Below are 21,603 nucleotides of genomic sequence, written 5' to 3' on the forward strand. Positions count from 1 at the left end.
GGACCTCGGTGGGATTCTTCCGGCCGGACGCTTGTGCACGGACCCGGGGCCCGGCACGCTCCTCGTATGAACACGGCCAGGCATGCCAGTGAACGTCTGATGAGCTGGCCCTCGCTGACCCCCGGCCGCGCCCATTGCGGCGCCGCGCTCGGACTGGGCACCGCGACGCACGAGATCGTGCACTTCCACGGCGAGCACGAGGCCGACGTCCATCTCACCCGTGCCATGGTCGCGAAACTGCGAACGGCCCTCCTGGGGTCGAGCGCGGTCCGTCTGCGCGCCGGATCGGGATGGGTGACGGTCCGGCTGGACATGGGGTCGGACATCGACCTGCTCGCCACCCTGGTGAGCGCCGCCCTCCAGGCCAACGGCGTGCCGGACGTCGCCCCGGACGGCTGCACCCGCACCCTCCCCGTCCCCGGACACCGCTGACCGCACGGGGCACGAGACCGCCCCGGCCGCTCTCCGCGGCGGCCTCGTACGGGACCGGGACCGGTCCCGTACGGCCACCGCCCGGACGGCTCTACGCGCGCGTACTCCCCGAACCGCCCGCCGGGACCGGGAACAGCATGCACGTGCTGGTCGCGTGCGCGAGCAGGCGGTCCTCCGTGTCGTACAGACCCGCCTCCGCGAGCGCGGTCCGGCGCCCGCGGGAGATCACCGTGCCGATCGCCCGGACCTTGCCGGTGTCGACCGTGATCGGTCGCAGGAAGCGGGTCGACAGGTCGAGCGAGGTGTACGCCGTGCCCAGCGGGAGCGTCGAGTGGACCGCGCAGCCGGCCGCCGAGTCGAGCAGGGTCGCGTAGACCCCGCCGTGCACACTGCCGATCGGGTTGTAGTGCTCCTCGCCCGCCTCGAAGGTGAACACCGCGCGTCCGTCCTCGACCTCCTCCAGGCCGAAGCCGAGGAGCGCCGCGATCGGGGGGCCCGGCAGGCGTCCCGCGACCATCTCCCGCAGGAAGTCCAGGCCCGCCATCGTTCCGGCGGCCCGTGCGGTGGCTCCGGCGTCCTCCCACTCGACCGTGCGCGACCGCCCCATGACCACTCTCCGCCCTCTGCGTCCGGCTGATTCCCAGCTGGCTCTGTACAGCGAAGCTAGCCGTCCGGAAAGCTGACTGTCAACGACACAGTCAGGTGGCTACAGTGTGACGATGAAGTGGCTGGAGACGGACACGGAGAACTGCCCGGTCCGCCGCGCCCTGGACCTCGTGGGCGAGAAGTGGACCCTGCTGATCCTGCGCGACGCCTTCAACGGCGTCCGGCGCTTCGACGAGTTCCGCCGGCACCTCGGGCTCTCCGAGGCCGTCCTCGCCGACCGGCTCCGCAAGCTGGTCGCGGCCGGCTTGCTGAGGGCGGAGCCGTACCAGGAGCCAGGCACCCGCACCCGGTACCAGTACCGGCTCACCCGCAAGGGCGTCGACCTCTGGCCCGTACTCCTGGCCCTGAAGCAGTGGGGTGACACCCACGCGGCGGAACCGGAAGGTCCGGTCCTCGACATCCGGCACACCGACTGCGGAGCCCCCGTCCGCGTCGTCGTGCAGTGCGAGGGCGAGGAGCGGGCCGACCTGGCCGCCCGCGACGTGACCGTCCGCCCCGGCCCCGGCGCCCGCCCGCTCACTCCCTGACGTCCTGACGGACGGCTTCGCCGGCGAACCCCCGGTCCTCCCGCCCGGCACCCGTTCGGCCGCACCCCTGCGATGCCCCACCGCCCAGCCGGGTACCTCACGAGGCATGCCCTCCACACCCGGTCCGCCGTACGACGGTGCCCCCGCCGGACACGGCCCCGAGCCCGGCCGAGAACACGACCACGGACACGGTCATGAACACGGCCACTGGTTCCAGCGACTCCACACCCGCGTCCTCGGCTCGCCCGTCGGACTCGCCTGGAACCGCGGCCGCGCCATGGAACTCATGCACCGCGCCATGGGCTTCGCCGCGCTCAGTCTGCTCACCCTCGTGCCGCTCCTCATCGTCATCGCCGCGGCCGACCTCGCCAGCGGTCAGGGCTTCGCCCGCTGGCTCGTCCAGGGCCTCGGTGTCTCCGAGGTCTCCGAGGAGGAGGTCGAGCGGCTCTTCGGGCAGCCGGGGCAGGCCCTGCAACGCACCACCGCGTTCGGTCTCGCCGCCCTCGCGGCCTTCGGCGTCACCTTCGGATCCGCCGTGCAGACCGGCTACGAGCGGGCCTGGGACCTCCCCACGGCCCGCTGGCACACCATGTGGCGGCACGTCGTCTGGCTGGCCGTCCTCGTCGGCTGTCTGCTCCTGTTCGTCGCCACCCCCGCCCCGGCCGAGTCGCCGGCCATGATCACCACACTCGTGGCCCTGGGCGACCTGATCGGCACCTTCCTCTTCTTCTGGTGGTCGCAGCGGTTCCTGCTCTGCGGACGGATCCGCTGGCGCGCCCTCGCCCCGGGAGCCGTCCTGACCGCTCTCGGCCTGCTCGGGCTGCGGATCTTCTCCCAGCTCGTCTTCTCCCCGCTCATCGCCTCGAACGCGGTGACATACGGCCAGTTCGGCACCGTCCTCGTCCTCCAGTCGTGGCTCGTCGGCGTCGGATTCGTCGTGTACGGAAGCGCCCTCGTCGGCCGGCTGGTCCACGAGGGCCTGCTCGACCGGCGTCTGCGCCGCGACCCGCCGACCGGCGCCTGACCCCGCCCGGCCGGGTCGGCGGACCGGCGGGAAATTGATCACACGATCCGGTGATCCACCCCCGAGCGGCCTGGTGCCGCCTCCCGGACCGCTTGGATGAAGGCGATCCCATCGGCCCGTCGAAGGAGAGCCGCCCATGGCGAACATCTGGCTGCCGCCCGTCGAGTACGTCGCGACCCTGCCGAGAGCGACGGCATACGCCTGCCTCTACTTCACCGACACCCGAGGCCGCCCCTTCCAGCTCCGCGCGAGCTACGACACCGAGCTGTGGCAGTGGCCCGGCGGGAACATGGACCCGGGGGAGACCCCCTGGGAGACGGCGGTGCGCGAGTGCCACGAGGAGACCGGGATCACCTTCACCGGCGAACCGCGCCTCCTCGGCACCCACTTCGTCACCGACCGGGGCGAGGACTGGCCCGCCAACCACATCGGTTTCGTCTTCGACGGGGGCGAGCTGACGGACGACCAGATCGCCGGCGTCGTCCTCGATCCCGAGGAACACAGCGCATACCGCCTGTGCACGCTCGACGAGTGGCAGCGGGAGATGGAGCCGCGTGAGTTCGCCCGTCTCGCGGGCACCGACCGGGCCCGCAGGACGGGCATCCCGTTCTACCTGGAGACCGGCTCCCGAGGGGACCGGGCATAGGGCCTGTCGTCACACTTCCGGCTGCCCTCCGGGCGACGACGGGAGTGTGACGACAGGCCCTGGCCGTACGCGGAAGGAGTGCGGAGGTGGGGACGGCCCTCCGGACCGCCCCCGCCTCCGGCCGGGATCCCTCAGGCCCGGCAGCCCACCGGGTGGGCGATGTCGACCACGAAACGCTCCGGAGAGTGCAGCCGGAAGGACGTGTAGACGGGTGTCGTGTCGAAGGCGGCTCCGATCGTGACCACGCCCTCGAAGTCGCCGGTCAGGGCGACCCCCTTGAGCGCGGGCAGGTGGATCTTCACCAGCCGGGGTCCCTGGTAGACGGACTTGCCGGCGTTGTCGTGGGCGGCCGCGGGGGAGAAGCGGATCTCCAGGAACCGTTTGCCCGCCAGCGGGACCTTGTGGCCCGAGCCGTCGTAGCGCAGCGCCCCGACCTGATGCACGGTGACCGGGGGCATGGCGCCCCGTACGTCGATCACGAGCCGGTCGAAGGTCGCGTGGCCGCCCCAACGGGCGTTGACGACCAGGGCTGTGGCCTGGTGCGACGAGCGCGGGGACGGGGTGTTCGTGGCGCCGGCCGGGATCGTGGCGCCGATCCCGGCGGTCAACAGGATTCCCGCGGCGACCGCCGCGAGGGTGTGACGGTGATGCATGACGTCCCCCGATTTCTCCTGCGACGGGGACAGTGCTGTCACTGAAAGAGACATCCACCCACACCATACGGTTCCACCTGGTATGGGGTAAATTATCCGGCCCTCTGGAGGTGCGCGTGCGGCTAGGCGTGCGCGTGCGATCGGGGGAGCGAGAGGGACCGGGCGGACGAACAGGGTGGCCGGTGGGGCGCCCCGCTCCTCATGGCGTTCGCGCCCGGATCCGGCTCAGCCCGTAACTCCTGGCCCGCTCAGCAGTTGACCAGGGCATGAAGAAGCGCAGCATGCTCGCCATCGCCTCCCTCGCCGCAGGCGTCGTCACGGCTCTCATCACGCCTCCGCCGCAGGCCAACGCCGCCGAGAACCCGCTGGCCGGCACGACCGGCCTCCTCCAGGAGGACCAGGGCGTCGACACCGTCCTCGACACCGTCCAGGGCGCCCAGAGCACCCTTCCGGCCCCCGGCGCGGGCGGGCTGATCTGACCCCGTGCCCTCCGCGGCGACCGGTGCCCCGCGCCCCCGACGGGCCGCGGGGCACCGGCACACCGTGACCCGGGAGGAGGCGGCCCGTGCGCGCGCCGTGCGTGACTAATGACAGGATGTCCCCATGAGCGACAACGTTTACTTCGACATCACCATCAACGACGAGGCCGCGGGCCGGATCACCTTCAAGCTGTTCGACGACGTCGTCCCGAAGACGGCGCAGAACTTCCGCGAGCTCTGCACCGGCGAGCACGGCTTCGGTTACGCCGGCTCCCCGTTCCACCGCGTCATCCCGCAGTTCATGCTGCAGGGCGGCGACTTCACCCGTGGCAACGGCACCGGCGGCAAGAGCATCTACGGCGAGAAGTTCGCCGACGAGAACTTCAAGCTCAAGCACGACCGTCCGTTCCTGCTGTCGATGGCCAACGCCGGCCCGAACAGCAACGGCTCGCAGTTCTTCATCACCACGATCGTCACCGACTGGCTCGACGGCAAGCACGTCGTCTTCGGCGAGGTCGTCGAGGGCCAGGACCTGGTCAAGAAGATCGAGGGCCTCGGCTCGCGTTCCGGCGCCACCTCCGCGGTCATCAAGGTCTCCGAGTCCGGCGTCGTGAAGGCCTGATCGCCTTTCCGAGCTGAGCCGAGGGCGCCACGCGCCCTCGTTCGACCCACCCGGCCGGGGCGGGGGACGCCGTCCGAGCGACGCGCGTCCCCGCCCTCGCCGAGGTTCACCGGCGGCTTCCTGAGCCGCCGTCCGCACGACGTGGTCTTCGTGAGCCCCCTCCGGCCCGTCCATGAACCGCGCCCCGCGCCGTTCTCAGGCGAAGGCGGGCGCGTTCCGCTCCGCCCAGGCCGCGAACGGCCGCGCCGCCCGGCCGAGGACACGTTCCACATCGGGACTCACCCGCCGCTCCTCCGCGCTGGGCTCGCCCATCACCGCCAGCATCCCGTCGACGGCCTCCTCCGGCAGGAACCGCACCAGCTGGGAACGGGCCTCGCTCGCGCTGAGCCCCACGAACGCCACCGGGTCGCCCACCGCTCCGGCCAGGGCACGCACCTGCTCCCGCGGTGACACCGCCACCGGACCGGTCAGGACGTACGTCCGCCCCGCGTGCGCCGCCGGGTCCCGGAGCACCTCCCCCGCGACCTCGGCGATGTCCGCCGGGTCCACCACCGGAAGCGCCACATCGGCGAACGGGGCCGCCACCGTACGCGCGGAACGGACCTGCTCGGCCCAGAGGAACGCGTTGGAGGCGAAGCCCCCCGGCCGCAGCACGGTCCAGTCCAGGCCCGACTCCCGTACCGCCGACTCGAAGGCGCGCAACACGTCGTGCGACACCGAATCGGTCCGCGTTCCCACCAGTTGCGAGGACTGGAACACGATCCGCCGCACCCCGGCCGCCACCGCCGCCGCGACGATCTCGCGCGGGTTCAGCTCGTCACCCAGACCCGCGACGAGCAGGTACACCGCCTCGGCACCGTCGAACAACTCCTCAAGGCCGTTCACATCGGCCAGATCCCCCTGCCGGTGCGTCACTCCGGCGGGCAGCCCGGCAGCCGGCGTACGGCTCACCGCCGTCACCGTCTCACCGGCCCCGGCCAGCAGCTCCACCAGCGGTCGTCCGACGTTTCCGGTCGCTCCGGTCACCACGATCACAGTTCTTCCCCTCCAGGGAGTCGTCGGCGGAGCGCGAGCGCTCCGCCGTCTTCGTGACCTCATCCTGGAAGGCGAACCGGCCATCTTCTGACCAGTTTCGCGAGCGGGATCGGAAGATCTCAACGGGAACGAGGGACTGCGAGGGCGCGCCGGGGCGCTCAGCCCTCCTCGCCGAAGCGCCGCTCGAACTTGGCGATCCGGCCCTCGGAGTCCACCGTCCGCGCCGTGCCCGTGTAGAACGGGTGGCTCTCGGAGGAGATCTCGACATCGACCACGGGGTACGTGTTGCCGTCGTCCCACTCGACGGTCCGGTCGCTGGTCGCGGTGGACCGGGTCAGAAAGGCGTACCCGGCCGAGCGGTCACGGAAGACCACCGGGCCGTACTCGGGCTGCTTGTCCTGCTGCACGTCTCCTCCTCGGGCTCACGCCCTGACTCGTCCGGCCTGATCGGCACGGCACCCCCAGCCTCCCCGCGCCCACGGCCACCGACCAGCGCCACGGGCCCGACCGGGTGACCCTCACCCGTGGTCCGCCCAGCGCGCCGCGAGCAGCAGGGCGATGTCGTCCGGCCGGGACGTGACCTGCCGGGCGTCCCTGATCACCCGGTCGGCGGCTTCCGCGAGCGGCAGCGAAGCGGTCGTCGCGAGCGTTCTGCGCAGCAGTTCGATCCCGTCGTCGATGTCCTGGCCGGGCTTCTCCACGAGCCCGTCCGTGAACAGGGCGAGCACCGCGCCCGGCGCCAGCCGCAGCCGCGTCACCGGATACGACGCGCGGTCGTCGATCCCGAGCACCATGCCGCCGGCCAGCTCCACCCGCTCGGTCCTCCCGTCCGGGTGCATCAGCAACGGTGGCGGATGCCCGGCCCGAACCGCCCGCAGTTCCCCCGACTGCGGATCGAGGAGTACGTAGCAACAGCTCGCGAACTGTCCGGGGTCCAGATCGATGAGCAGCCGGTTGGTCCCGCGCATCACGTCCTGCGGCCGATGGCCGGCCAGAGCGAAGGCCCGTACGGCGCTGCGCAGCTGACCCATCGTGGCCGCGGCCGCCACCCCGTGGCCCTGGACGTCGCCGATGACGAGCGCGAGGCGTCCGTGCCCCGCCTCGATGACGTCGTACCAGTCCCCGCCGACGTCCATGCCCTGCGTGCCCGGCAGGTAGCGGCCCACCGTGTCCACACCGTCCCGGACGAGCAACCGGTGCGGAAGCAGCGCGTCCTGGAGGCCCCGCGCCACCGCCGACTCCGTGTCGTACCGCTGCGCCCGCTCCAAGGCCTGCGCGATGAGTCCGGCGAGCGCCGTGAGGACGGTTCGTTCCTCGGAGCTGAAGCCACGCGGCCGGTCGAAGCCGAGGATGCAGGAGCCGACCGGCCGGCCGGAGGCGATCAGCGGCAGGAACGCCCGCGCCCCCGAGTGCGCGTCCAGCGGCAGATCCGGGTAGCGCCGACCCAGCTGTTCCATCGACTCGAAGAAGAGCGGCCTGCCCGTCGTCAGCGTCTCCACGCCGGGCACGTGCGCGTCCAGGGCCACCCCGTCGAACGGTTCGAGGAAGCCCGGCGGGAACCCCGTCTCCCAGGCCAGGTACAGCCGCCGGTCGCTGAGCAGATAGATGGCCAGCTGCCGCCCGCCGAACGCCGGAAGCAGCTCCTCCGTGACGACCGCCGACACCTGGCGGGCCGTCACCGCCTCCGACAGCGCGATCGCCAGGGCGACCGGACGGTACAGGGCCGTGACCCGGTCGTCGGGCAAGGACAGGGTGTCTTCCCTCGGCCCGCCGGCCTTGATGTTCCGCAAGGGCCTGCCGGGATCGTTCTCCGGCACCAGGACCATGGTCACGCCGTCCCGCCCGGGGTGGAGGGAGACCGAGAGCCACTGGCCATGCTCCGGATGGGCCAGGAACCGCACCGGGTCACCGGAGAGCATCGCGGCGCGGAGCTGCTCCTCGTGGAACGGGAGACCGAACCAGGGCAGGGCCTCCCACAGCGGCCTTCCCGCCAGGGACCCGCGGGGGCGCCCGAGCAGCCGCTCGGTGCGCTCGTTGACGTAGGTGACGCGTCCGAGACGGTCGATCGCCAGGATCGCCCGCGGGAGGCGGTCCGTGGCGTCGGAGCCGATCAGACCGGTGCCGAGGTCGACGAGGGTGCAGGTGAGCCGTAGGCCGGCGCTGAAGCCGCCGAGGCCGAGACGGGGCGCCGCGTCCCCTCCCGAGCCCGAGCCGGATCCTGCGCCCAGGTACGTCTCCGCGTCCGGGGAGGTCCTCCGCGCCCGCGTGGAGACCTCCAGCAGGTGCAGACCTCCGTCCGGGCCCTTGAGCCGGATCCGGCGCACCACCGGCCGCCCGTCCGGCCCCGTCGCCTGCCGGGCCGCCGCCCACAGGGCGTACCCGTCCTCCGGTTCCAGGAGTGCGGTGAGGACGTCGATCGGGCACGGCGAGGGCACGTCCGCACCGAGGATCCCCAGGAGGCCGGAGTCCAGCGTGACCATGCCGGTGTCGAGGTCCCACTCGAAGGACCCGAAGCGCACCGGTGCCGCGCCCGAGGTGGAGAGCTGGACGCACACCGGGTCGCCTGGCCATTCGAGGGTCGTCCCCTGTCGGGCCAGGTCGGCCAGGGTCTCGCCGAGGCGGAGCGCGCCGCGTGTCATCCGGTTGCGGTCGCGGGTGTCCACAGGGACCCCGGGGGTCGGCGCCCGCAGCGCCACGAGGACCCCGAACCGCTCGCGACCGGCGACGACCGGCGCGTACAGCGAGGCGAAGGGGAACGGCAGGCTGGCCACCAGCTGGGGGAACCGCCGCATCGCCTCCTCGACGTCGTGGAGGTGCACGGACTGTCCGGAGCGATGGACCTCGGCTACCGGGAACGGCCGGTTCGTGTGCATGCGAAACCACGGGCGGAACAGAGGACCAGGCAGCCCCACCAGGGCCGCCATCCGCAGCAGTCCGGGAGTCCCGGAGCGCAGGTACACCCCGCCCGCGTAACCCCCTACCTCGTCGACCGCCCGGAGCGCCGCCTCGGCGAGTGTCCAGGTCAGGGCGCCGGAAACGGGCCCGTCGGCAGTTCCTCTCCCGGACAGACGCCCGGTACTGCCCGCCGGGCCGCGGCCGGTCGTGCCGTGCGCGGTCACACAGCAAGGATGCGCCTGACCGGAAAGGCACCGCATCCCGGACCCGTTCCCCGCCTCGCTGCCCGCCGTGTTCGAGGATCCGCCCGCCGCCCCGTTTCCGTACCCACTGCCCCGCCGTGTCCGGGCGGGAGGGGTGTTGACCGTTCGCGTCCGTACCGTCACACTCGGTCGTCGACCGGCGCCCCAGGGCGCGCGACACCACCTCGAGACCAGGAGGCAGGATGACGGGCCGGGTTCTTCCGTACGAGGTGCAGGGCGAGGGGCCGAGGCGGGCCCTCCTGCTGCACAACTGGTTCGGCGACCGCACCAGTTTCGCTCCGCTGCGGGCCCATCTGAACGACACGTCCGGCTCCTACGCCTTCGTCGACTGCCGCGGCTACGGGGAGGCGCTCGACCACGCGGGCGCGTACACGATGGAGGAGGTCGCGGCCGACGCGTTCGCGGTCGCGGACGACCTCGGCTGGGACTCCTTCTCCGTCGTCGGGCACTCGATGGGCGGCAAGGCCGCGCAGCTGATGCTCCTCGACGCCCCCGAACGCATCCGTTCGATCATCGGCATCTCGCCCGTCTCGGCGGCGGGATTCCCCATGGACGGTGCGACCTGGGAGCTGTTCGCCGGTGCCGCCGAGCAGGCGGGGAACCGGCGGGCGATCATCGACAACACCACCGGCGGCCGGTACGACGACGCCTGGCTGAGCACCCTCGTCGAGCGCTCGGTCCGGCGTTCCTCGGCGACGGCCTTCCGCGCCTATCTGGACTCCTGGTCGCGCACGGACTTCCACGAGCGCGTCCGCGACAACCCGGCGCCCGTGCTGCTCGTCGTCGGCGCCCACGACCCGGCGCTCGGCGCCGACGCGATGGAGGCGACCTGGCTGCGCTGGTACCCCAACGCGCGTCTGGAGGTTCTCAAGGACGCCGGCCACTACGCGCCCGAGGAGACCCCGCAGGCGCTCGCCGAGGCCATCGAGGCCTTTCTCGCCGCCTGACGGACGAAGCAGGGACCTTTCGCGGTGTCACCGGGGACTTCGGTCCCGGTGACACCCCCCCGGCCACCGGGCACCCGACCCGTGAAGGGTGCGGAGCGCACCGGCCGGAGGAAGGAAGGGCGGGATCGGGATGGCGGAGCGGAGCGAGCGGAACCCTCACGGTCAGGTTCAGGGTGAGGGTCATGTTCAGGATGACGTTCAGGGCGCGGGCGGAAACCCGGGTCCCGTCGGGGCCCGGGGCTCGCGTGAAGGCCGTCGGGGTCGAGGTGGCCACGACGTTCGGGGCCGGGCCGTCAGGGTGCTGGTCGGGGTCGACGGCTCCGAGTCCGCACTGCGGGCCGTGGAGGCCGCCGCCCGCGAGGCCGCGGTGCGCGGTACCGGTCTGAGCCTCGTCCACGCCTTCGTCTGGCCGCTGCTCAAGGTGCCCCTCGGCCCTTCGCCGTACGGCCCGCCCACCGGCGGCCTCCGGCGACAGGCCCAGGCCATCGTCGACACGGCCGTGGCACGCGCCCGCGTGACCGTCCCGGACATCGATGTCGCCGGGGAGATCGTGGAGGGGGAACCGCTCACCGTCCTGGCGACCCTCTCGCGGTCGGCGGCGCTCGTGGTCGTCGGCAGCCGGGGCGCGGGCGCCTTCACCGGCCTGCTGCTCGGCTCGGTCGCCGTCCATCTCGCGGCGCACGCCGCCTGCCCCGTCCTCGTCGTACGCGGCCGTGAGCGGCCGAGCGGGCCCGTCCTGCTGGCGGTCGACGGCTCGGCGGACGCCGACGCCGCCGTGGCGTTCGCCTTCGCGGAGGCGGAGGCCCGCGGCGCGGAGCTGCGCGTGGTGCACGCCTGGACGCCGGCGACGGGACCGGCCGATCTGACGCCCCTCTTCCACGGCACGGAGGAGATCCGGGACGAGGAACGGCGAGTCCTCGACCAGGCGATCGAGGCCGCGGCCGCGAGCCGCCCGGAGCTGCCCGTCGAGCGGCGACTCGTGCGGGGCGGGCCACGGCCGGTCCTGCTCGCTGAGAGCGCGGACGCGCAGCTCCTGGTGATGGGGGCGCGGGGACGTGGCGGATTCGCGGGACTGCTGCTCGGCTCGGTCAGCCAGGCCCTGCTCCACCACGCGGAGTGTCCGGTCGCGGTGGTGCGCGGGGAGCCCGTGGAACGGTCCGACTGACGTCGCGGTCGGCACCGGCGGTCCCCGGCCGGTCCGCCGTCGCCGGTTCGGCGCCCCCTAGGAATCTCATCCGAACGTCGACGAAGGCGACGACTTTCGAGGACAGCGGTGCGGCCCCTCGGCACCGGATCATCGTGCTCACGACCTCATGGGGCGGGTCCTCCACCGACTCGCCCACGACCGGCAGGAGCACGTCCGATGGGCCTCGCGCAGACGCAGCACCGCTTCCTCGTCCGGCAGAAGGTGACGCCCCTGGCCAACCGCTATCTCGTGCACACCGCGGGAGCGGACGCCCAGGAGGGCGAACTGGTCGCCTTCGCCCACCAGAAGAGAATGGCGCTCAAGGAGCACGTCACCTTCTACACCGACGAGTCCCGGCGCCAGGTCCTCTTCACCTTCAAGGCCCGCCAGGTCGTCGACCTCGGCGCGACCTACGACGTGCACGGAGCGTCCGGCACCCGGCTGGGCGGCTTCCGCAAGAACTTCGGCGCCTCCCTGCTGCGCAGCACCTGGCATCTGACCCGAGAGGGCGCCGTGGGGGAGTCGACCGGGCAGGAGCGGAGCGAGGGCCTGGCGCTGCTGCGGCGGGCCTGGGAGTTCCTTCCCTTCACCGACCTGCTTCCCTTCGTCGTGCCGTACCACTTCGACTTCACCGAGTCGGGCCGCTCGGTGATGTCCGTCGAGAAGCTCTTCGGTCTCCGCGACCGGTACGTGGTCGAGATAGCGGACCCGGAGCTGGACAGGCGGCTCGCGATAGCCCAGGCCGTGGCACTCGACGCGCTCCAGTCCCGCTGACGGACGGCTCACCCGCCCGTCGGGGAGGGTGCCGTCCTACCCTGGAGGGACGGCCCGGTGACGGGGCACGGCGCTCTCCCGGGCCCGGAGCCGTGGAGGCGGAAGGGCGGCGGGCCATGTTCTTCAGTGATCGCACCGACGCCGGTCGGCAGCTGGCCGCCCGGCTCGGCCATCTCAAGGGTCATGACGTCGTGGTGCTCGGTCTGCCGCGCGGTGGGGTGCCGGTCGCGGCGGAGGTGGCGGACGCCCTCGACGCCCCGCTCGACATCTGTCTCGTACGGAAGCTGGGGGTGCCCCAGCAGCCGGAGCTGGCGATGGGCGCGCTCGGCGAGGGCGGCGTCCGGGTGGTGAACGAGCGGGTGCTCCACGAGGCCGGGGTCGGGGCGCGTGACCTGGCCGCGGTGGAGGAGCGCGAGCACGCCGAGCTGGATGAGCGGGCCCGCCGCTATCGGGGCAGCCGGCCGTCCGTTCCCCTGGAGGGCCGAACGGTCCTGGTCGTGGACGACGGTCTCGCCACGGGCGCGACGGCGCTGGCGGCCTGCCGGGTGGTGCGGGCCCGGGGCGCCGCCCGGATCGTCCTCGCGGTTCCGGTGGCGCCCCGTGGGTGGACGGCCCGGCTCGGCGGTGAGGCCGACGAGACCGTGAGCGTGCACGCGCCGGAGCTGTTCTACGCGATCGGACAGTTCTACCGGGACTTCACCCAGACCCCGGACGAGGAGGTCGTCGCCTGTCTGGACCGGCTCCGCGCGGTGCACGGACCGGTCGTCCAGGACGCGGACGTACGGATCCCCGTCGCCGACCGCGTCACACTCTCCGGGCATCTCGCGGTGCCCGAGGACGCCAGGGGCATCGTCCTGTTCGCCCACGGCAGCGGGAGCAGCCGCCACAGCCCGCGCAATCGGGCGGTGGCGGCGGTGCTCAACCGGGCGGGACTGGGAACGCTGCTGTTCGACCTGCTCACCGAGGGCGAGGCAGTCGACCGGGCGCACGTCTTCGACACCCCGCTGCTCGCCGGCCGGCTCACCCGCGCCACGGAATGGCTGGCCGGGCGGCCGGAGAGCGAAGGCCTTCCGCTGGGCTACTTCGGGGCCAGTACGGGAGCGGCCGCCGCGCTGTGGGCGGCGGGCGACCCCGAGTCCTCCGTGGCCGCCGTCGTCTCACGCGGTGGCCGGCCGGACCTCGCGGCCGACCACCTGGCGCGGGTCGCGGCACCGACGCTCCTCGTGGTCGGGGGCAGGGACGCGCTGGTCCTGGACCTCAACCGGCGGGCCGAGTCGCTGCTGCGCTGCGAGAGCCGACTGGAGGTCGTGGAGGGCGCCACGCACCTCTTCGAGGAGCCGGGCGCCCTGGAGGAGGTGGCGGAGCTCGCCACCTCCTGGTTCACCGGGCACTTCCGGGATCAGTAGGCGCCGTTGACGTTGTCGATGGAGCCGTAGCGGTCGGCCGCGTAGTTGCAGGCGGCGGTGATGTTGGCGACCGGGTCGAACAGGTCCATCGAGGTGCCGGGCACGTGGTAGGCCAGGAAGGTCGGCTCGATGACCTGGAGCAGGCCCTTGGAGGGGGTACCGGCCACGGCGTTGGAGTCCCAGAGGTTGATGGCCTGGGGGTTGCCGGAGGACTCCCGCATGATGTTCCGGTGGATCCCGTCGTACGAGCCGGGGATGCCGCGCTGGGACATGATGTCCAGCGACTCGCGGATCCAGCCGTCGAGGTTGTCCGCGTACGAGGTGGCGGCGGCGGGCGCGGCCTGGACCGGAGCGGCGGCGGCGGCGAGGGGCGCGGCGGCCGAGGCACCGCTGCCGGTGGCGACGGCAGGGGTGGCGCTCCGGCGCTCGGAGCGGCTCGCCCGTTCGGTCGTGGAGGTCTTCTTCGCCTGCGCGGGTGCGGCCTTCACGGAATCCCGACGAAGCGTCAGTTCAAGACCCGGGTGAATAAGTGACGGATTGTCACCCACCGTGCTCCTGTTGGCCTTGTAAAGGCCCTTCCAGCCGCCCTGAATTCCCTTCTTCTGGGCGATCAGAGAAAGCGAGTCACCGCTGACGACCGTGTAGGTGCGTGCGGCGGCCGGAGCGGCGGGAGCCTTGGTGGCGGCCTTGGCGGCGACCGGAACGGCGGGGGCGGTGATCGCCTTGGCAGCGGTTTCCGGAGTGCCGGAAAGGGGCGCGGCGCCGGCCACGGCCGGGGCGATCAGGGGGAGGGCGAGAGCGGCTCCGCCCGTGCCGACCAGCGCGAGTCCACGGGAGACGGAGCGGCGGCGGGGACGGCGGTGCTTACCGTGAGCAGGCATGACGGGATTCCTCTCCGGCGCCTTCGGGGTGAGCTGTCGGGTTCGGACTGGAGATGTCCGGCCGCGCGCACGCGGCTTCACCCCGAGCCGTCCCGGAATCCGGGCCGGCGTATTCGTGGGTCCCCCGCTCCTGCCGTCGGGTGAAAGGGAGGTATTTCGAGCGGTGGCAGGATTCGGCGATCCACTCGAATGGAGGTGACCGTAGGCCAGTAATGCGACGGAGAACAAGAGGATCTCTGTCCGGAGGCCGGTGAAAGGATCACCGAATTCATGTAATTCAAGATCGAAGGGGTCCGCCGCGCTTCGAACCTCCTTGTCCCGCATGGGCGGCGCGAATTCTGATCAAGGGGGAGTTCCCAGGAAAGTGAGTCGCATCACCAGGTGCCTGATGTCCGAATTCGCACGGTAATTCTTTTAATGGCGGAGTGGCCGGTAAGGCCCCGTTCGGCCGTGTGGGCACTCAAGGGTATAAGTCGCAAAACCGACATTCCTCGTGAACGATGAAGTCACCCGACCGAGGAGCCACCCGGATGCCGCCCTCCGCCTCCCTGCTCACCCCCGAGACCCTCGACCAAGAGGCCGCCGCCCTTTACGAGAGCGCCGCCTGGCAGCGGATCGTCACCGACTGGACCGAGCCCCAGGTATCCGCACCCGGTGCGGAGAGCTGGCGTGAACTGCTCAGCGTGCCGGTGGAGCGGCTCGTCGCCGACGCGCTCGACGCGCTGCCGCCGGCCCTCCCCGCCGAGCGCCGCCTCCCCGGCCGGATCGGGGCCGTCCTGCCCGACCGGCTGCACGTCTGGCGCCGCATCGGCCGACCGGAGCTGCGCCCCTCCGTCCACCTCGGCTACGCGCGCCTCGTGCTGACGGAGTGGGGCTGGCAGAACGCCCCGTACAAGCTGCGCGACGCACGAGGTGCCCGGTGCGTCTGCGGCGCGCTCCTCGCCGCGCACCGTCTCGGCCACGGCAGCGCGACGACGATGAACGAGGCGGGCGCCTGGATCATGGCCGAGCTTCGGTCTCGGGGATGGCACGAGCTGATCGGGCCCTGGAACCGGGCCCCGGGCCGTACGGCCGCCGACGCGGTGGCCCTCCTCGACGCCACGATCCTGCGCGCGTCCCAGGCCGGACGGTGACGGCCTGCCCGCGGGTGCGGGGCGGCCGGCGTAGAGCCGTCGCACCGCACCCGGTGGGCGGCATCAGCCGGTGATGCTCGGGGCTCCGGTCTCGATGTGGCCGGTGTACCGGCGCGACCAGGTCCCGTCGATGTCGGCCACGACGGTGAAGTCGTACCAGCCGTTGTTGTAGGCGACCGCGTTGAAGAAGTCCTCCCGCGTGGAGCCGGCCGGGACCGTGTAGGTCCAGGGGCCGTCCGTGCGGTAGCCGTTCGAGCGGATCGTGAACGTCACCGGCCCGGCCGAGGTGTTGCTCAGCTTGAACCACAGGGCCGTCCGGCCCGTCCCCGCCTCGGTCGCGAACCGGGAGGTCACCTCGATGGCCTTGCCTGCCTTGGACGCGTCCCCGATGAACCGGCGCAGGAAGCGGTTGGGGCCCATCATGGAGATGTCGTACTTGCCGGACCCCGACCCCAGACCGATGTTGAAGTAGTCGGTGGCGGTGCCGCCCGGGTCGACGGTGTACTGCCAGGCGGCCGTGTCGCGGTGCTGGTGCGGGTGGATCGAGAAGTGGGCCGCCCGCTTGGCCTCGGTGCCCTGGTTCGTCATCGAGAACCAGGCGAGGATCTTGCCCGCGGCCCCGAACTCGAAGCGGTCGAGATTGCCGTTCACCTGGTAGGGCAGCGCGCGAGCGGGCCGGGTGCCGGACTCCTGCGCGGGCTGCGCGTTGTTCTGGGGCGCCGGGTTCGGCAGCGGGCCGCAGGTCGCCTGGCCGATGACCTTCGCCGTGGAGGGGAGGCCGGCCGGCACGCCGTACACCGGGTGGGCGAAGTCGAAGACGCCGGTCAGATCGCCCGTCACCTTCCGCCGCCAGGCACTGATGTTGGGGCAGGTGGCCGGGGTGCCGAGGGCCGTCGTCCATGTCTCCATGAAGCGCAGTACCGAGGTGTGGTCGAAGACCTCCGAGCTCACCCAGCCGCCCCGGGTCCACGGGGACATGACAATCATGGGGACCCGGAAGCCCAGTCCGATCGGCAGGCCGTCGAGGTACTCGCCCGGGGTGCCCGGCGGTGCGACCGGCGGCGGCACGTGGTCGAAGAAGCCGTCGTTCTCGTCGTAGTTGAGGAACAGCACGGTCGAGTCGAAGACCTCGGCGTCGGCGGAGAGCGCGCGGTAGACGAGGTCGACGAAGTGCGCGCCGTCCCCGGGCGGAGCGTAGGGGTGCTCCGAGAACGCCTCGCTCGCGACCACCCACGAGACCTGGGGCAGGGTGCCCGCGACGACGTCGGCGCGGATCGCGGCGGCGATGTCGTCCGGGGTCGAGCCCGTCACCTTGGGGACCGAGCCCATCCCGCGGTCGTACAGCGGGTCCCCTGGCCGTGCGTCGGTGAACCTCTTGAAGTACGCGAGTCCGTTGTCGCCGTAGTTGTCCTGGGCGTTCTGGTAGACCTTCCAGCTCACCCCCGCCCGCTGGAGCGCCTCGGCGTACGTCTCCCAGGTGAGTCCCGACTCGTCGCCGCCGTCCTTGCTGGAGCCGTCGATCTTCCCGCTCCACAGGAAGGTGCGGTTGGGGCCGGTGGCGCTCAGCGCCGAACAGAAGTAGGCGTCGCAGACGGTGTAGTGGTCGGCGAGCGCGTGGTGGAAGGGGATGTCCTCGCGGTCGAGGTGCCCGAGCGTCCGGGTGTTGCCCACTCCGGTGACCCAGTTGTCGAGACGGCCCTTGTTCCACGCGGCGTGCTGGGAGTTCCAGCTGTGCGGGAGATCGCCGTTGCACTGGGCGAGGGTCTCGCCGTCCACCCCGCCGGCGGGCGGGGTGTCGCTGAGCTTCCAGGGATACTGCCGACCGCCCCAGTTGGGCTGGTTGAACATGCCCCAGCCGCCGGGGATGTTGCCCGCGGCGCGGTCGCCGAAGCCCCGTACCCCGCGCAGGGTGCCGAAGTAGTGGTCGAAGCTGCGGTTCTCCTGCATGAGGATCACCACGTGCCGGACGTCGGTGAGGGTACCGATGGCCGCCTTCGCGGCGGCGGAGGCCCGGGCCGTCGGCAGTGCCGCGCCCGCCACGAGCCCCGCGCCGATGCCGACGAATCCTCTGCGGCTGATGGGAATCATGCTCCGCCTCTCCTGTCACGGTGTGCCCTGGCGGCACGTCGGAGACATGATGGGGGAGGGGAGCTTAAAGGTATACAGCCGTGCGGTAATTAGTGGATTAACATCCCTGGGCGCCCTGGATCCTTGGGGTTCAGGGCCGTAGATTGGTTCAGCTGCATACCAATGAACGTCGAAGGTTCAGACGGTGAGGACCTTCACTCCGGCCTCGGTGAGCTGGGCGACCGTCTCCGCGTCGATGCCCGTGTCGGTCACGAGCAGATCGATCCGGTCCAGACCACAGATCCGCGCGAAGGCCCTGCGGCCCATCTTCGAGGAGTCGGTCACCACGACGACCCGGCTCGCCCGCTCCGCGAAGAGCCGGCTGATGCTCGCCTCGTCCTCCTGGTGCGCCATCACGCCGAGCCCGGCGTCGACACCGTCGACCCCGAGCACGACCACGTCGAGCACGACCTCGTTGAGCACCCCGACCGTGAGGGGGCCGACCAGTTCGTATGTCTGGGGGCGTGCGACGCCACCGGTGGTGACGATCTTGATCTGTGGGCGCACCGCGAGCTCGCCCGCGATGTTGAGCGCGTTGGTGACCACGGTCAGCGCGGGTCCGGAGCTCGCTGTTCCCGCCGTTCCGGCCGTCCCCGCGGTGTCGGCCCGACCGCTCGCGAACCGCAGGGCGAGGGCGCGCGCCACCTCCGTCGTCGTCGTGCCGCCGTTGAGCCCGACGACCTCGCCGGGCGCGATCAGGTCGGCGGTCGCCTCGGCGATCCGCCGCTTCTCCGCGGCGTGCCGCGTCGACTTGTACCGCAGCGGCAGCTCGTAGGAGACGCCGTGCGCGACCGCCCCGCCCCGTGTCCGTATCAACAGTTGCTGCTCGGCGAGCTCGTCGAGGTCCCGGCGGATGGTGGCGGCCGAGACGTCCAATGCGGTCGCCGCCTCCTCGACCTCCAGCTTCCCCGAGGCGGCGAGTAGTTCAAGGAGCGTGTTCCACCGCTCGTGCTTGGACATGGGTCCCTCCCTCGGGCTCGTGCGCGCGTCCGATTCTATCCGCCGACGGGCGCGGGACCTGGAAAGCTGATGCTTGTTTCTGCTTGAATAGCATCGACTTCAAGCATCTTCCATCATTTCAGTGCACGCTTCTTGCAAGGAGACCGGCATGAGTACCACCCGTACCGCCGTGGAGATCGCGTCCCAGCCGACGACCTGGCGTCAGGCTGCCCGCACGCTGCCCCAGCACACCTCCGCGCTGCCCCGCCGCGGTGAGCGGGTCGCGGTGATCGGCTGCGGCACCTCCTGGTTCATGGCTCTGGCCTACGCCGAGCTGCGCGAGTCCGGCGGCCACGGGGAGACCGACGCCTTCGCCGCCTCCGAGTTCCCCTACGGACGTGGCTACGACCGGGTCGTGGCCATCACCCGCTCCGGCACCACCAGCGAGGTGCTGGCCGTGCTGTCCCGGCTGCGGGGAACGATCCCCACGGGAGCGATCACGGCCGATCCCACGACCCCGGTCATGGACCTCGCCGACGAGGTCGCCGTCCTGGACTTCGCCGACGAGGAGTCGGTGGTCCAGACCCGCTTCGCGACCACGGCGCTCGCCCTCTTCCGCGCGCACCTGGAGGCCGAGGACGCTCTGCCCGAGGGGGTGGCCACCCTCGAGGAGGCCGCGAAGGACGCCGAACTGGCCCTCGCCTCTCCGCTCGCCGAGGACGTCCGGGGGGCGGAGCAGTTCACCTTCCTCGGCATGGGCTGGACCTACGGCCTCGCCCTGGAGGCCGGTCTGAAGATGCGCGAGGCCGCGGGCGCGTGGACCGAGGCATACCCGGCGATGGAGTACCGCCACGGCCCCATCAGCATCACCGGACCCGGCCGGGTCACCTGGGGCTTCGGCACGCTGCCGGCCGGACTCGCGGACGAGGTCCGCAAGGTGGGCGGCACCCTCGCCGAGAGCGACCTCGACCCGCTCGCCGACCTGATCCGGGCCCAGCGGCTCGCGGTGGCCGTCGCCGAGGCCCAGGGCCTGAACCCGGACACCCCGCGGAACCTGACCCGCTCCGTCGTCCTCACCGACGCCCAGGCCTGAGCCCCCGCGCGGGCCCGGCAGCCGCCCGGGCCCCCCGCCGCGGCGGTGAAGCCCGCTCCCGCGGCCCCCGACCCGCCCCACACCCGTTCACACCCCCGGAGAAGGACCACCATGCCGTTGACGCCGACCGATGAGATCGTCCGCCGCGCCCGCGCGGCGGGTACCGGTGTGGGGGCGTTCAACGTCCTCCAGCTCGAACATGCCCAGGCCATCGTGGCCGGCTCCGAGAGCGCCGACCGCCCGGTCGTCCTGCAGATCAGCGAGAACACCGTCCGCTACCACGGCGCCCTTGAGCCGGTCGCCCTCGCGTCCCTCGCCATCGCCCGCGCGGCCAAGACCTCCGTCGCCGTCCACCTCGACCACGCCGAGAACCCCGACCTCGTCCGCGAGGCCGTCGGACTCGGCCTGGGCTCGGTCATGTTCGACGCCTCGAAGCTCCCCTACGCCGAGAACGTGGCCTCGACGCGTGAGGTCGTGGAGTACTGCCACCAGCACGGCGTCTGGGTCGAGGCCGAACTCGGCGAGGTCGGCGGCAAGGGCGGCGCCCACACCCCGGGCGTACGGACCGATCCCGACGAGGCCCGTGCCTTCGTCGCGGCCACCGGCGTCGACGCCCTCGCGGTCGCGGTCGGCAGCTCCCACCAGATGCTGACCCGGGACGCCGTCCTCGACTTCGCCCTCATCGCGCGCCTGCGTGCCGCCGTCGACACCCCGCTCGTCCTGCACGGCTCCTCGGGCGTGTCGGACGGGGACCTCACCGCCGCCATCGCCGCGGGCATGACCAAGGTGAACGTCTCCACCCATCTGAACAAGGCCTTCACCCGGGCCGTCCGCACCCACCTGACCGAGCACCCCGAGGCGGTGGACCCCCGGCACTACCTGACCCCCGCGCGCACGGCCGTGGCCCGGGAGGTCGCCCACCTCCTGACGGTCCTGTCTCCCGCCTGAGCCGGCCGCGCCGGATGCCTCCCCGCCCCCGATCACGCTCCCTGGAGCGCCGCGAGGAGGCCGCGTACGGCGGGCAGGGACAGCGAGGACTTCCGTACCGCCGCGTGGATCGACCGGACCGGCTCCGGCCCGCGGACCCTGCGCACGACCACCTGCGGATGGCGGCTGCCCAGGCCCATCAGCGGGATCAGGCTGACGCCGAGGCCGGCCGCGACGAAACCCTGCGCGGTGGCGTACTCCTCGCACTCCACCGCGATGTCCGGGGCGAACCCGGCCGCCGCGCAGGCGCCGAGGACCGCGTCGAGACAGGGGCCGGGCCGCTCGCTGCCCACCCACGGCTCGCCGGCGAGTTCGGCCAGGTCGACGGCGGTACGGTGCTCGGCGAGCGGATGGCCCTTGGGCAGTACGGCGCGATAGGGGTCGTCGAGCAGATGGACCAGCCGGAGGCCGTCGCCGGCCGCGTCGGGACCGCCGCCCCGGGGCCGTACGACAAGGGTGAGGTCCGTCTCCTCGTCGGGCGGCGCGCCGTCGGCGATCCTCAGGTCGACGCGCACGCCCGGGTGTTCGGTACGGAAGCGGGCCAGGGCCGGGGCCACGAGATCCGCGCCCGCGGTGGCGAAGTAGCGGACCGAGATCCGGCCGGTGCGGCCCGCCCGCAGATCGGCGAGGGCGGTCTCGGCCTCGGCGACCTGACGGCCGATCACGGCGGCGTGCTCGGTGAGCAGCCGCCCTGCGGCGGTCGGCCGCACGCCCCGGCCGAACCGTTCGAGCAGTGCGATGCCCGCCTCCTTCTCCAGGACGCCGATCTGCTGACTCACGGCGGACGGGGTGTAGCCGAGGTTCGCGGCGGCGGCGGTGACCGATCCGCTGGTGACGACGGCCCGGAGCACCTGCATGCGTCTCACATCCAGCATGTAGCACAGCTTA

22 protein-coding genes and 1 riboswitch are annotated in these 21,603 nt (G+C 72.2%); of the genes, 13 read left to right on the forward strand and 9 right to left on the reverse strand.

Annotated features, from left to right (window positions below):
* The first annotated feature begins 66 nt into the window (after positions 1-66).
* A complete protein-coding gene (locus OG392_RS35410; RefSeq protein ID WP_329286403.1) occupies positions 67-432 on the forward strand; it encodes a luciferase domain-containing protein in 366 nt (121 codons plus the stop codon).
* Between the two features lie 91 nt (positions 433-523).
* On the opposite strand, the gene OG392_RS35415 is transcribed toward OG392_RS35410, so the two are convergent.
* On the reverse strand, positions 524-1,039 hold the full coding sequence (locus OG392_RS35415) for a PaaI family thioesterase (RefSeq protein WP_329286405.1): 516 nt from the start codon (positions 1,037-1,039) through the stop codon (positions 524-526).
* Between the two features lie 112 nt (positions 1,040-1,151).
* Here OG392_RS35415 and OG392_RS35420 point away from each other — a divergent pair, with 112 nt between their 5' ends.
* The 3 genes from OG392_RS35420 (at position 1,152) to OG392_RS35430 (ending at position 3,295) form a co-directional block, all read left to right on the forward strand.
* On the forward strand, positions 1,152-1,625 hold the full coding sequence (locus OG392_RS35420) for a winged helix-turn-helix transcriptional regulator (protein ID WP_329286407.1): 474 nt from the start codon (positions 1,152-1,154) through the stop codon (positions 1,623-1,625).
* 106 nt (positions 1,626-1,731) lie between these two features.
* Positions 1,732-2,649, forward strand: coding sequence for a YhjD/YihY/BrkB family envelope integrity protein (locus OG392_RS35425; protein ID WP_329286408.1), 918 nt, complete (start codon positions 1,732-1,734; stop codon positions 2,647-2,649).
* A 136-nt stretch (positions 2,650-2,785) separates the two neighbouring features.
* Positions 2,786-3,295, forward strand: coding sequence for an NUDIX hydrolase (locus OG392_RS35430; protein WP_329286410.1), 510 nt, complete (start codon positions 2,786-2,788; stop codon positions 3,293-3,295).
* Between the two features lie 131 nt (positions 3,296-3,426).
* Here OG392_RS35430 and OG392_RS35435 read toward each other — a convergent pair whose 3' ends face one another.
* Positions 3,427-3,948, reverse strand: coding sequence for an AMIN-like domain-containing (lipo)protein (locus OG392_RS35435; protein ID WP_329286411.1), 522 nt, complete (start codon positions 3,946-3,948; stop codon positions 3,427-3,429).
* 266 nt (positions 3,949-4,214) lie between these two features.
* Between OG392_RS35435 and OG392_RS35440 the strand changes: the two genes are divergently transcribed.
* Together OG392_RS35440 and OG392_RS35445 are read left to right on the forward strand one after the other, a co-directional pair.
* Positions 4,215-4,427: a hypothetical protein gene (locus OG392_RS35440; RefSeq protein WP_329286412.1), complete on the forward strand. Its 213-nt coding sequence runs from the start codon at positions 4,215-4,217 to the stop codon at positions 4,425-4,427.
* Between the two features lie 124 nt (positions 4,428-4,551).
* Positions 4,552-5,049, forward strand: a complete 498-nt coding sequence (locus tag OG392_RS35445) for a peptidylprolyl isomerase (protein ID WP_329286414.1) — start codon at positions 4,552-4,554, stop codon at positions 5,047-5,049.
* A gap of 195 nt (positions 5,050-5,244) precedes the next feature.
* Here OG392_RS35445 and OG392_RS35450 read toward each other — a convergent pair whose 3' ends face one another.
* The 3 genes from OG392_RS35450 to OG392_RS35460 all read right to left on the reverse strand — a co-directional run bounded on the left by OG392_RS35450 (position 5,245) and on the right by OG392_RS35460 (position 9,203).
* Complete coding sequence (locus OG392_RS35450) at positions 5,245-6,084, reverse strand: SDR family oxidoreductase (RefSeq protein WP_329286416.1); 840 nt, start codon at positions 6,082-6,084, stop codon at positions 5,245-5,247.
* Positions 6,085-6,242: 158 nt separating this feature from the next.
* Complete coding sequence (locus OG392_RS35455; RefSeq protein ID WP_329286418.1) at positions 6,243-6,491, reverse strand: type B 50S ribosomal protein L31; 249 nt, start codon at positions 6,489-6,491, stop codon at positions 6,243-6,245.
* Between the two features lie 111 nt (positions 6,492-6,602).
* Positions 6,603-9,203, reverse strand: a complete 2,601-nt coding sequence (locus tag OG392_RS35460; protein WP_329286419.1) for a SpoIIE family protein phosphatase — start codon at positions 9,201-9,203, stop codon at positions 6,603-6,605.
* Positions 9,204-9,424: 221 nt separating this feature from the next.
* Here OG392_RS35460 and OG392_RS35465 point away from each other — a divergent pair, with 221 nt between their 5' ends.
* From OG392_RS35465 to OG392_RS35480, 4 genes are all read left to right on the forward strand, one after another.
* A complete protein-coding gene (locus OG392_RS35465; RefSeq protein WP_329286421.1) occupies positions 9,425-10,189 on the forward strand; it encodes an alpha/beta fold hydrolase in 765 nt (254 codons plus the stop codon).
* Between the two features lie 298 nt (positions 10,190-10,487).
* Entirely contained in the window at positions 10,488-11,354 is an 867-nt protein-coding gene (locus tag OG392_RS35470) for a universal stress protein (RefSeq protein WP_329286423.1), read from the forward strand.
* A 198-nt stretch (positions 11,355-11,552) separates the two neighbouring features.
* Positions 11,553-12,149: a hypothetical protein gene (locus OG392_RS35475; protein ID WP_329286424.1), complete on the forward strand. Its 597-nt coding sequence runs from the start codon at positions 11,553-11,555 to the stop codon at positions 12,147-12,149.
* 116 nt (positions 12,150-12,265) lie between these two features.
* On the forward strand, positions 12,266-13,555 hold the full coding sequence (locus OG392_RS35480; RefSeq protein ID WP_329286426.1) for a phosphoribosyltransferase family protein: 1,290 nt from the start codon (positions 12,266-12,268) through the stop codon (positions 13,553-13,555).
* On the opposite strand, the gene OG392_RS35485 is transcribed toward OG392_RS35480, so the two are convergent.
* On the reverse strand, positions 13,549-14,436 hold the full coding sequence (locus tag OG392_RS35485; RefSeq protein WP_329286428.1) for a LysM peptidoglycan-binding domain-containing protein: 888 nt from the start codon (positions 14,434-14,436) through the stop codon (positions 13,549-13,551). The two genes, OG392_RS35480 and OG392_RS35485, sit on opposite strands and share 7 nt — an antisense overlap.
* Positions 14,437-14,441: 5 nt before the next feature.
* Positions 14,442-14,625, reverse strand: a riboswitch (cyclic di-AMP (ydaO/yuaA leader).
* A gap of 341 nt (positions 14,626-14,966) precedes the next feature.
* On the opposite strand from OG392_RS35485, the gene OG392_RS35490 reads away from it, so the two are divergent.
* Positions 14,967-15,569 carry a DUF6197 family protein gene (locus OG392_RS35490; RefSeq protein WP_329286429.1) on the forward strand — a complete coding sequence of 201 codons (603 nt, stop codon included), beginning with the start codon at positions 14,967-14,969 and terminating at the stop codon, positions 15,567-15,569.
* 63 nt (positions 15,570-15,632) lie between these two features.
* Here the strand turns inward: OG392_RS35490 and OG392_RS35495 are convergent, their stop codons facing one another.
* On the reverse strand, positions 15,633-17,657 hold the full coding sequence (locus tag OG392_RS35495) for a phosphocholine-specific phospholipase C (protein WP_329286430.1): 2,025 nt from the start codon (positions 17,655-17,657) through the stop codon (positions 15,633-15,635).
* Between the two features lie 177 nt (positions 17,658-17,834).
* The gene (locus OG392_RS35500) at positions 17,835-18,656 is read right to left on the reverse strand and encodes a DeoR/GlpR family DNA-binding transcription regulator (RefSeq protein WP_329286433.1); all 822 of its coding nucleotides are present in this window, start codon (positions 18,654-18,656) and stop codon (positions 17,835-17,837) included.
* A gap of 148 nt (positions 18,657-18,804) precedes the next feature.
* Between OG392_RS35500 and OG392_RS35505 the strand changes: the two genes are divergently transcribed.
* Positions 18,805-19,728: an SIS domain-containing protein gene (locus OG392_RS35505; RefSeq protein WP_329286436.1), complete on the forward strand. Its 924-nt coding sequence runs from the start codon at positions 18,805-18,807 to the stop codon at positions 19,726-19,728.
* A 111-nt stretch (positions 19,729-19,839) separates the two neighbouring features.
* A complete protein-coding gene (locus tag OG392_RS35510; RefSeq protein ID WP_329286438.1) occupies positions 19,840-20,676 on the forward strand; it encodes a class II fructose-bisphosphate aldolase in 837 nt (278 codons plus the stop codon).
* 32 nt (positions 20,677-20,708) lie between these two features.
* Here OG392_RS35510 and OG392_RS35515 read toward each other — a convergent pair whose 3' ends face one another.
* Complete coding sequence (locus OG392_RS35515; RefSeq protein WP_329286441.1) at positions 20,709-21,590, reverse strand: LysR family transcriptional regulator; 882 nt, start codon at positions 21,588-21,590, stop codon at positions 20,709-20,711.
* Positions 21,591-21,603 lie beyond the last annotated feature (13 nt).

Origin of the sequence: Streptomyces sp. NBC_00691 (genome assembly GCF_036226665.1) — a bacterium.
Lineage (GTDB): Bacteria > Actinomycetota > Actinomycetes > Streptomycetales > Streptomycetaceae > Streptomyces.

Excerpts from the sequence above, each read along its gene's own strand:
- OG392_RS35475 (WP_329286424.1), top strand. The coding sequence starts at position 11,553 with ATGGGCCTCGCGCAGACGCAGCACCGCTTCCTCGTCCGGCAGAAGGTG.
- OG392_RS35410 (WP_329286403.1), top strand. The coding sequence starts at position 67 with ATGAACACGGCCAGGCATGCCAGTGAACGTCTGATGAGCTGGCCCTCG.
- OG392_RS35435 (WP_329286411.1), bottom strand. The coding sequence starts at position 3,948 with ATGCATCACCGTCACACCCTCGCGGCGGTCGCCGCGGGAATCCTGTTG.
- OG392_RS35445 (WP_329286414.1), top strand. The coding sequence starts at position 4,552 with ATGAGCGACAACGTTTACTTCGACATCACCATCAACGACGAGGCCGCG.
- OG392_RS35490 (WP_329286429.1), top strand. The coding sequence starts at position 14,967 with ATGCCGCCCTCCGCCTCCCTGCTCACCCCCGAGACCCTCGACCAAGAG.
- OG392_RS35500 (WP_329286433.1), bottom strand. The coding sequence starts at position 18,656 with ATGTCCAAGCACGAGCGGTGGAACACGCTCCTTGAACTACTCGCCGCC.
- OG392_RS35485 (WP_329286428.1), bottom strand. The coding sequence starts at position 14,436 with ATGCCTGCTCACGGTAAGCACCGCCGTCCCCGCCGCCGCTCCGTCTCC.
- OG392_RS35510 (WP_329286438.1), top strand. The coding sequence starts at position 19,840 with ATGCCGTTGACGCCGACCGATGAGATCGTCCGCCGCGCCCGCGCGGCG.
- OG392_RS35465 (WP_329286421.1), top strand. The coding sequence starts at position 9,425 with ATGACGGGCCGGGTTCTTCCGTACGAGGTGCAGGGCGAGGGGCCGAGG.
- OG392_RS35415 (WP_329286405.1), bottom strand. The coding sequence starts at position 1,039 with ATGGGGCGGTCGCGCACGGTCGAGTGGGAGGACGCCGGAGCCACCGCA.
- OG392_RS35440 (WP_329286412.1), top strand. The coding sequence starts at position 4,215 with ATGAAGAAGCGCAGCATGCTCGCCATCGCCTCCCTCGCCGCAGGCGTC.
- OG392_RS35480 (WP_329286426.1), top strand. The coding sequence starts at position 12,266 with ATGTTCTTCAGTGATCGCACCGACGCCGGTCGGCAGCTGGCCGCCCGG.
- OG392_RS35505 (WP_329286436.1), top strand. The coding sequence starts at position 18,805 with ATGAGTACCACCCGTACCGCCGTGGAGATCGCGTCCCAGCCGACGACC.
- OG392_RS35515 (WP_329286441.1), bottom strand. The coding sequence starts at position 21,590 with ATGCTGGATGTGAGACGCATGCAGGTGCTCCGGGCCGTCGTCACCAGC.
- OG392_RS35420 (WP_329286407.1), top strand. The coding sequence starts at position 1,152 with ATGAAGTGGCTGGAGACGGACACGGAGAACTGCCCGGTCCGCCGCGCC.
- OG392_RS35430 (WP_329286410.1), top strand. The coding sequence starts at position 2,786 with ATGGCGAACATCTGGCTGCCGCCCGTCGAGTACGTCGCGACCCTGCCG.
- OG392_RS35425 (WP_329286408.1), top strand. The coding sequence starts at position 1,732 with ATGCCCTCCACACCCGGTCCGCCGTACGACGGTGCCCCCGCCGGACAC.
- OG392_RS35495 (WP_329286430.1), bottom strand. The coding sequence starts at position 17,657 with ATGATTCCCATCAGCCGCAGAGGATTCGTCGGCATCGGCGCGGGGCTC.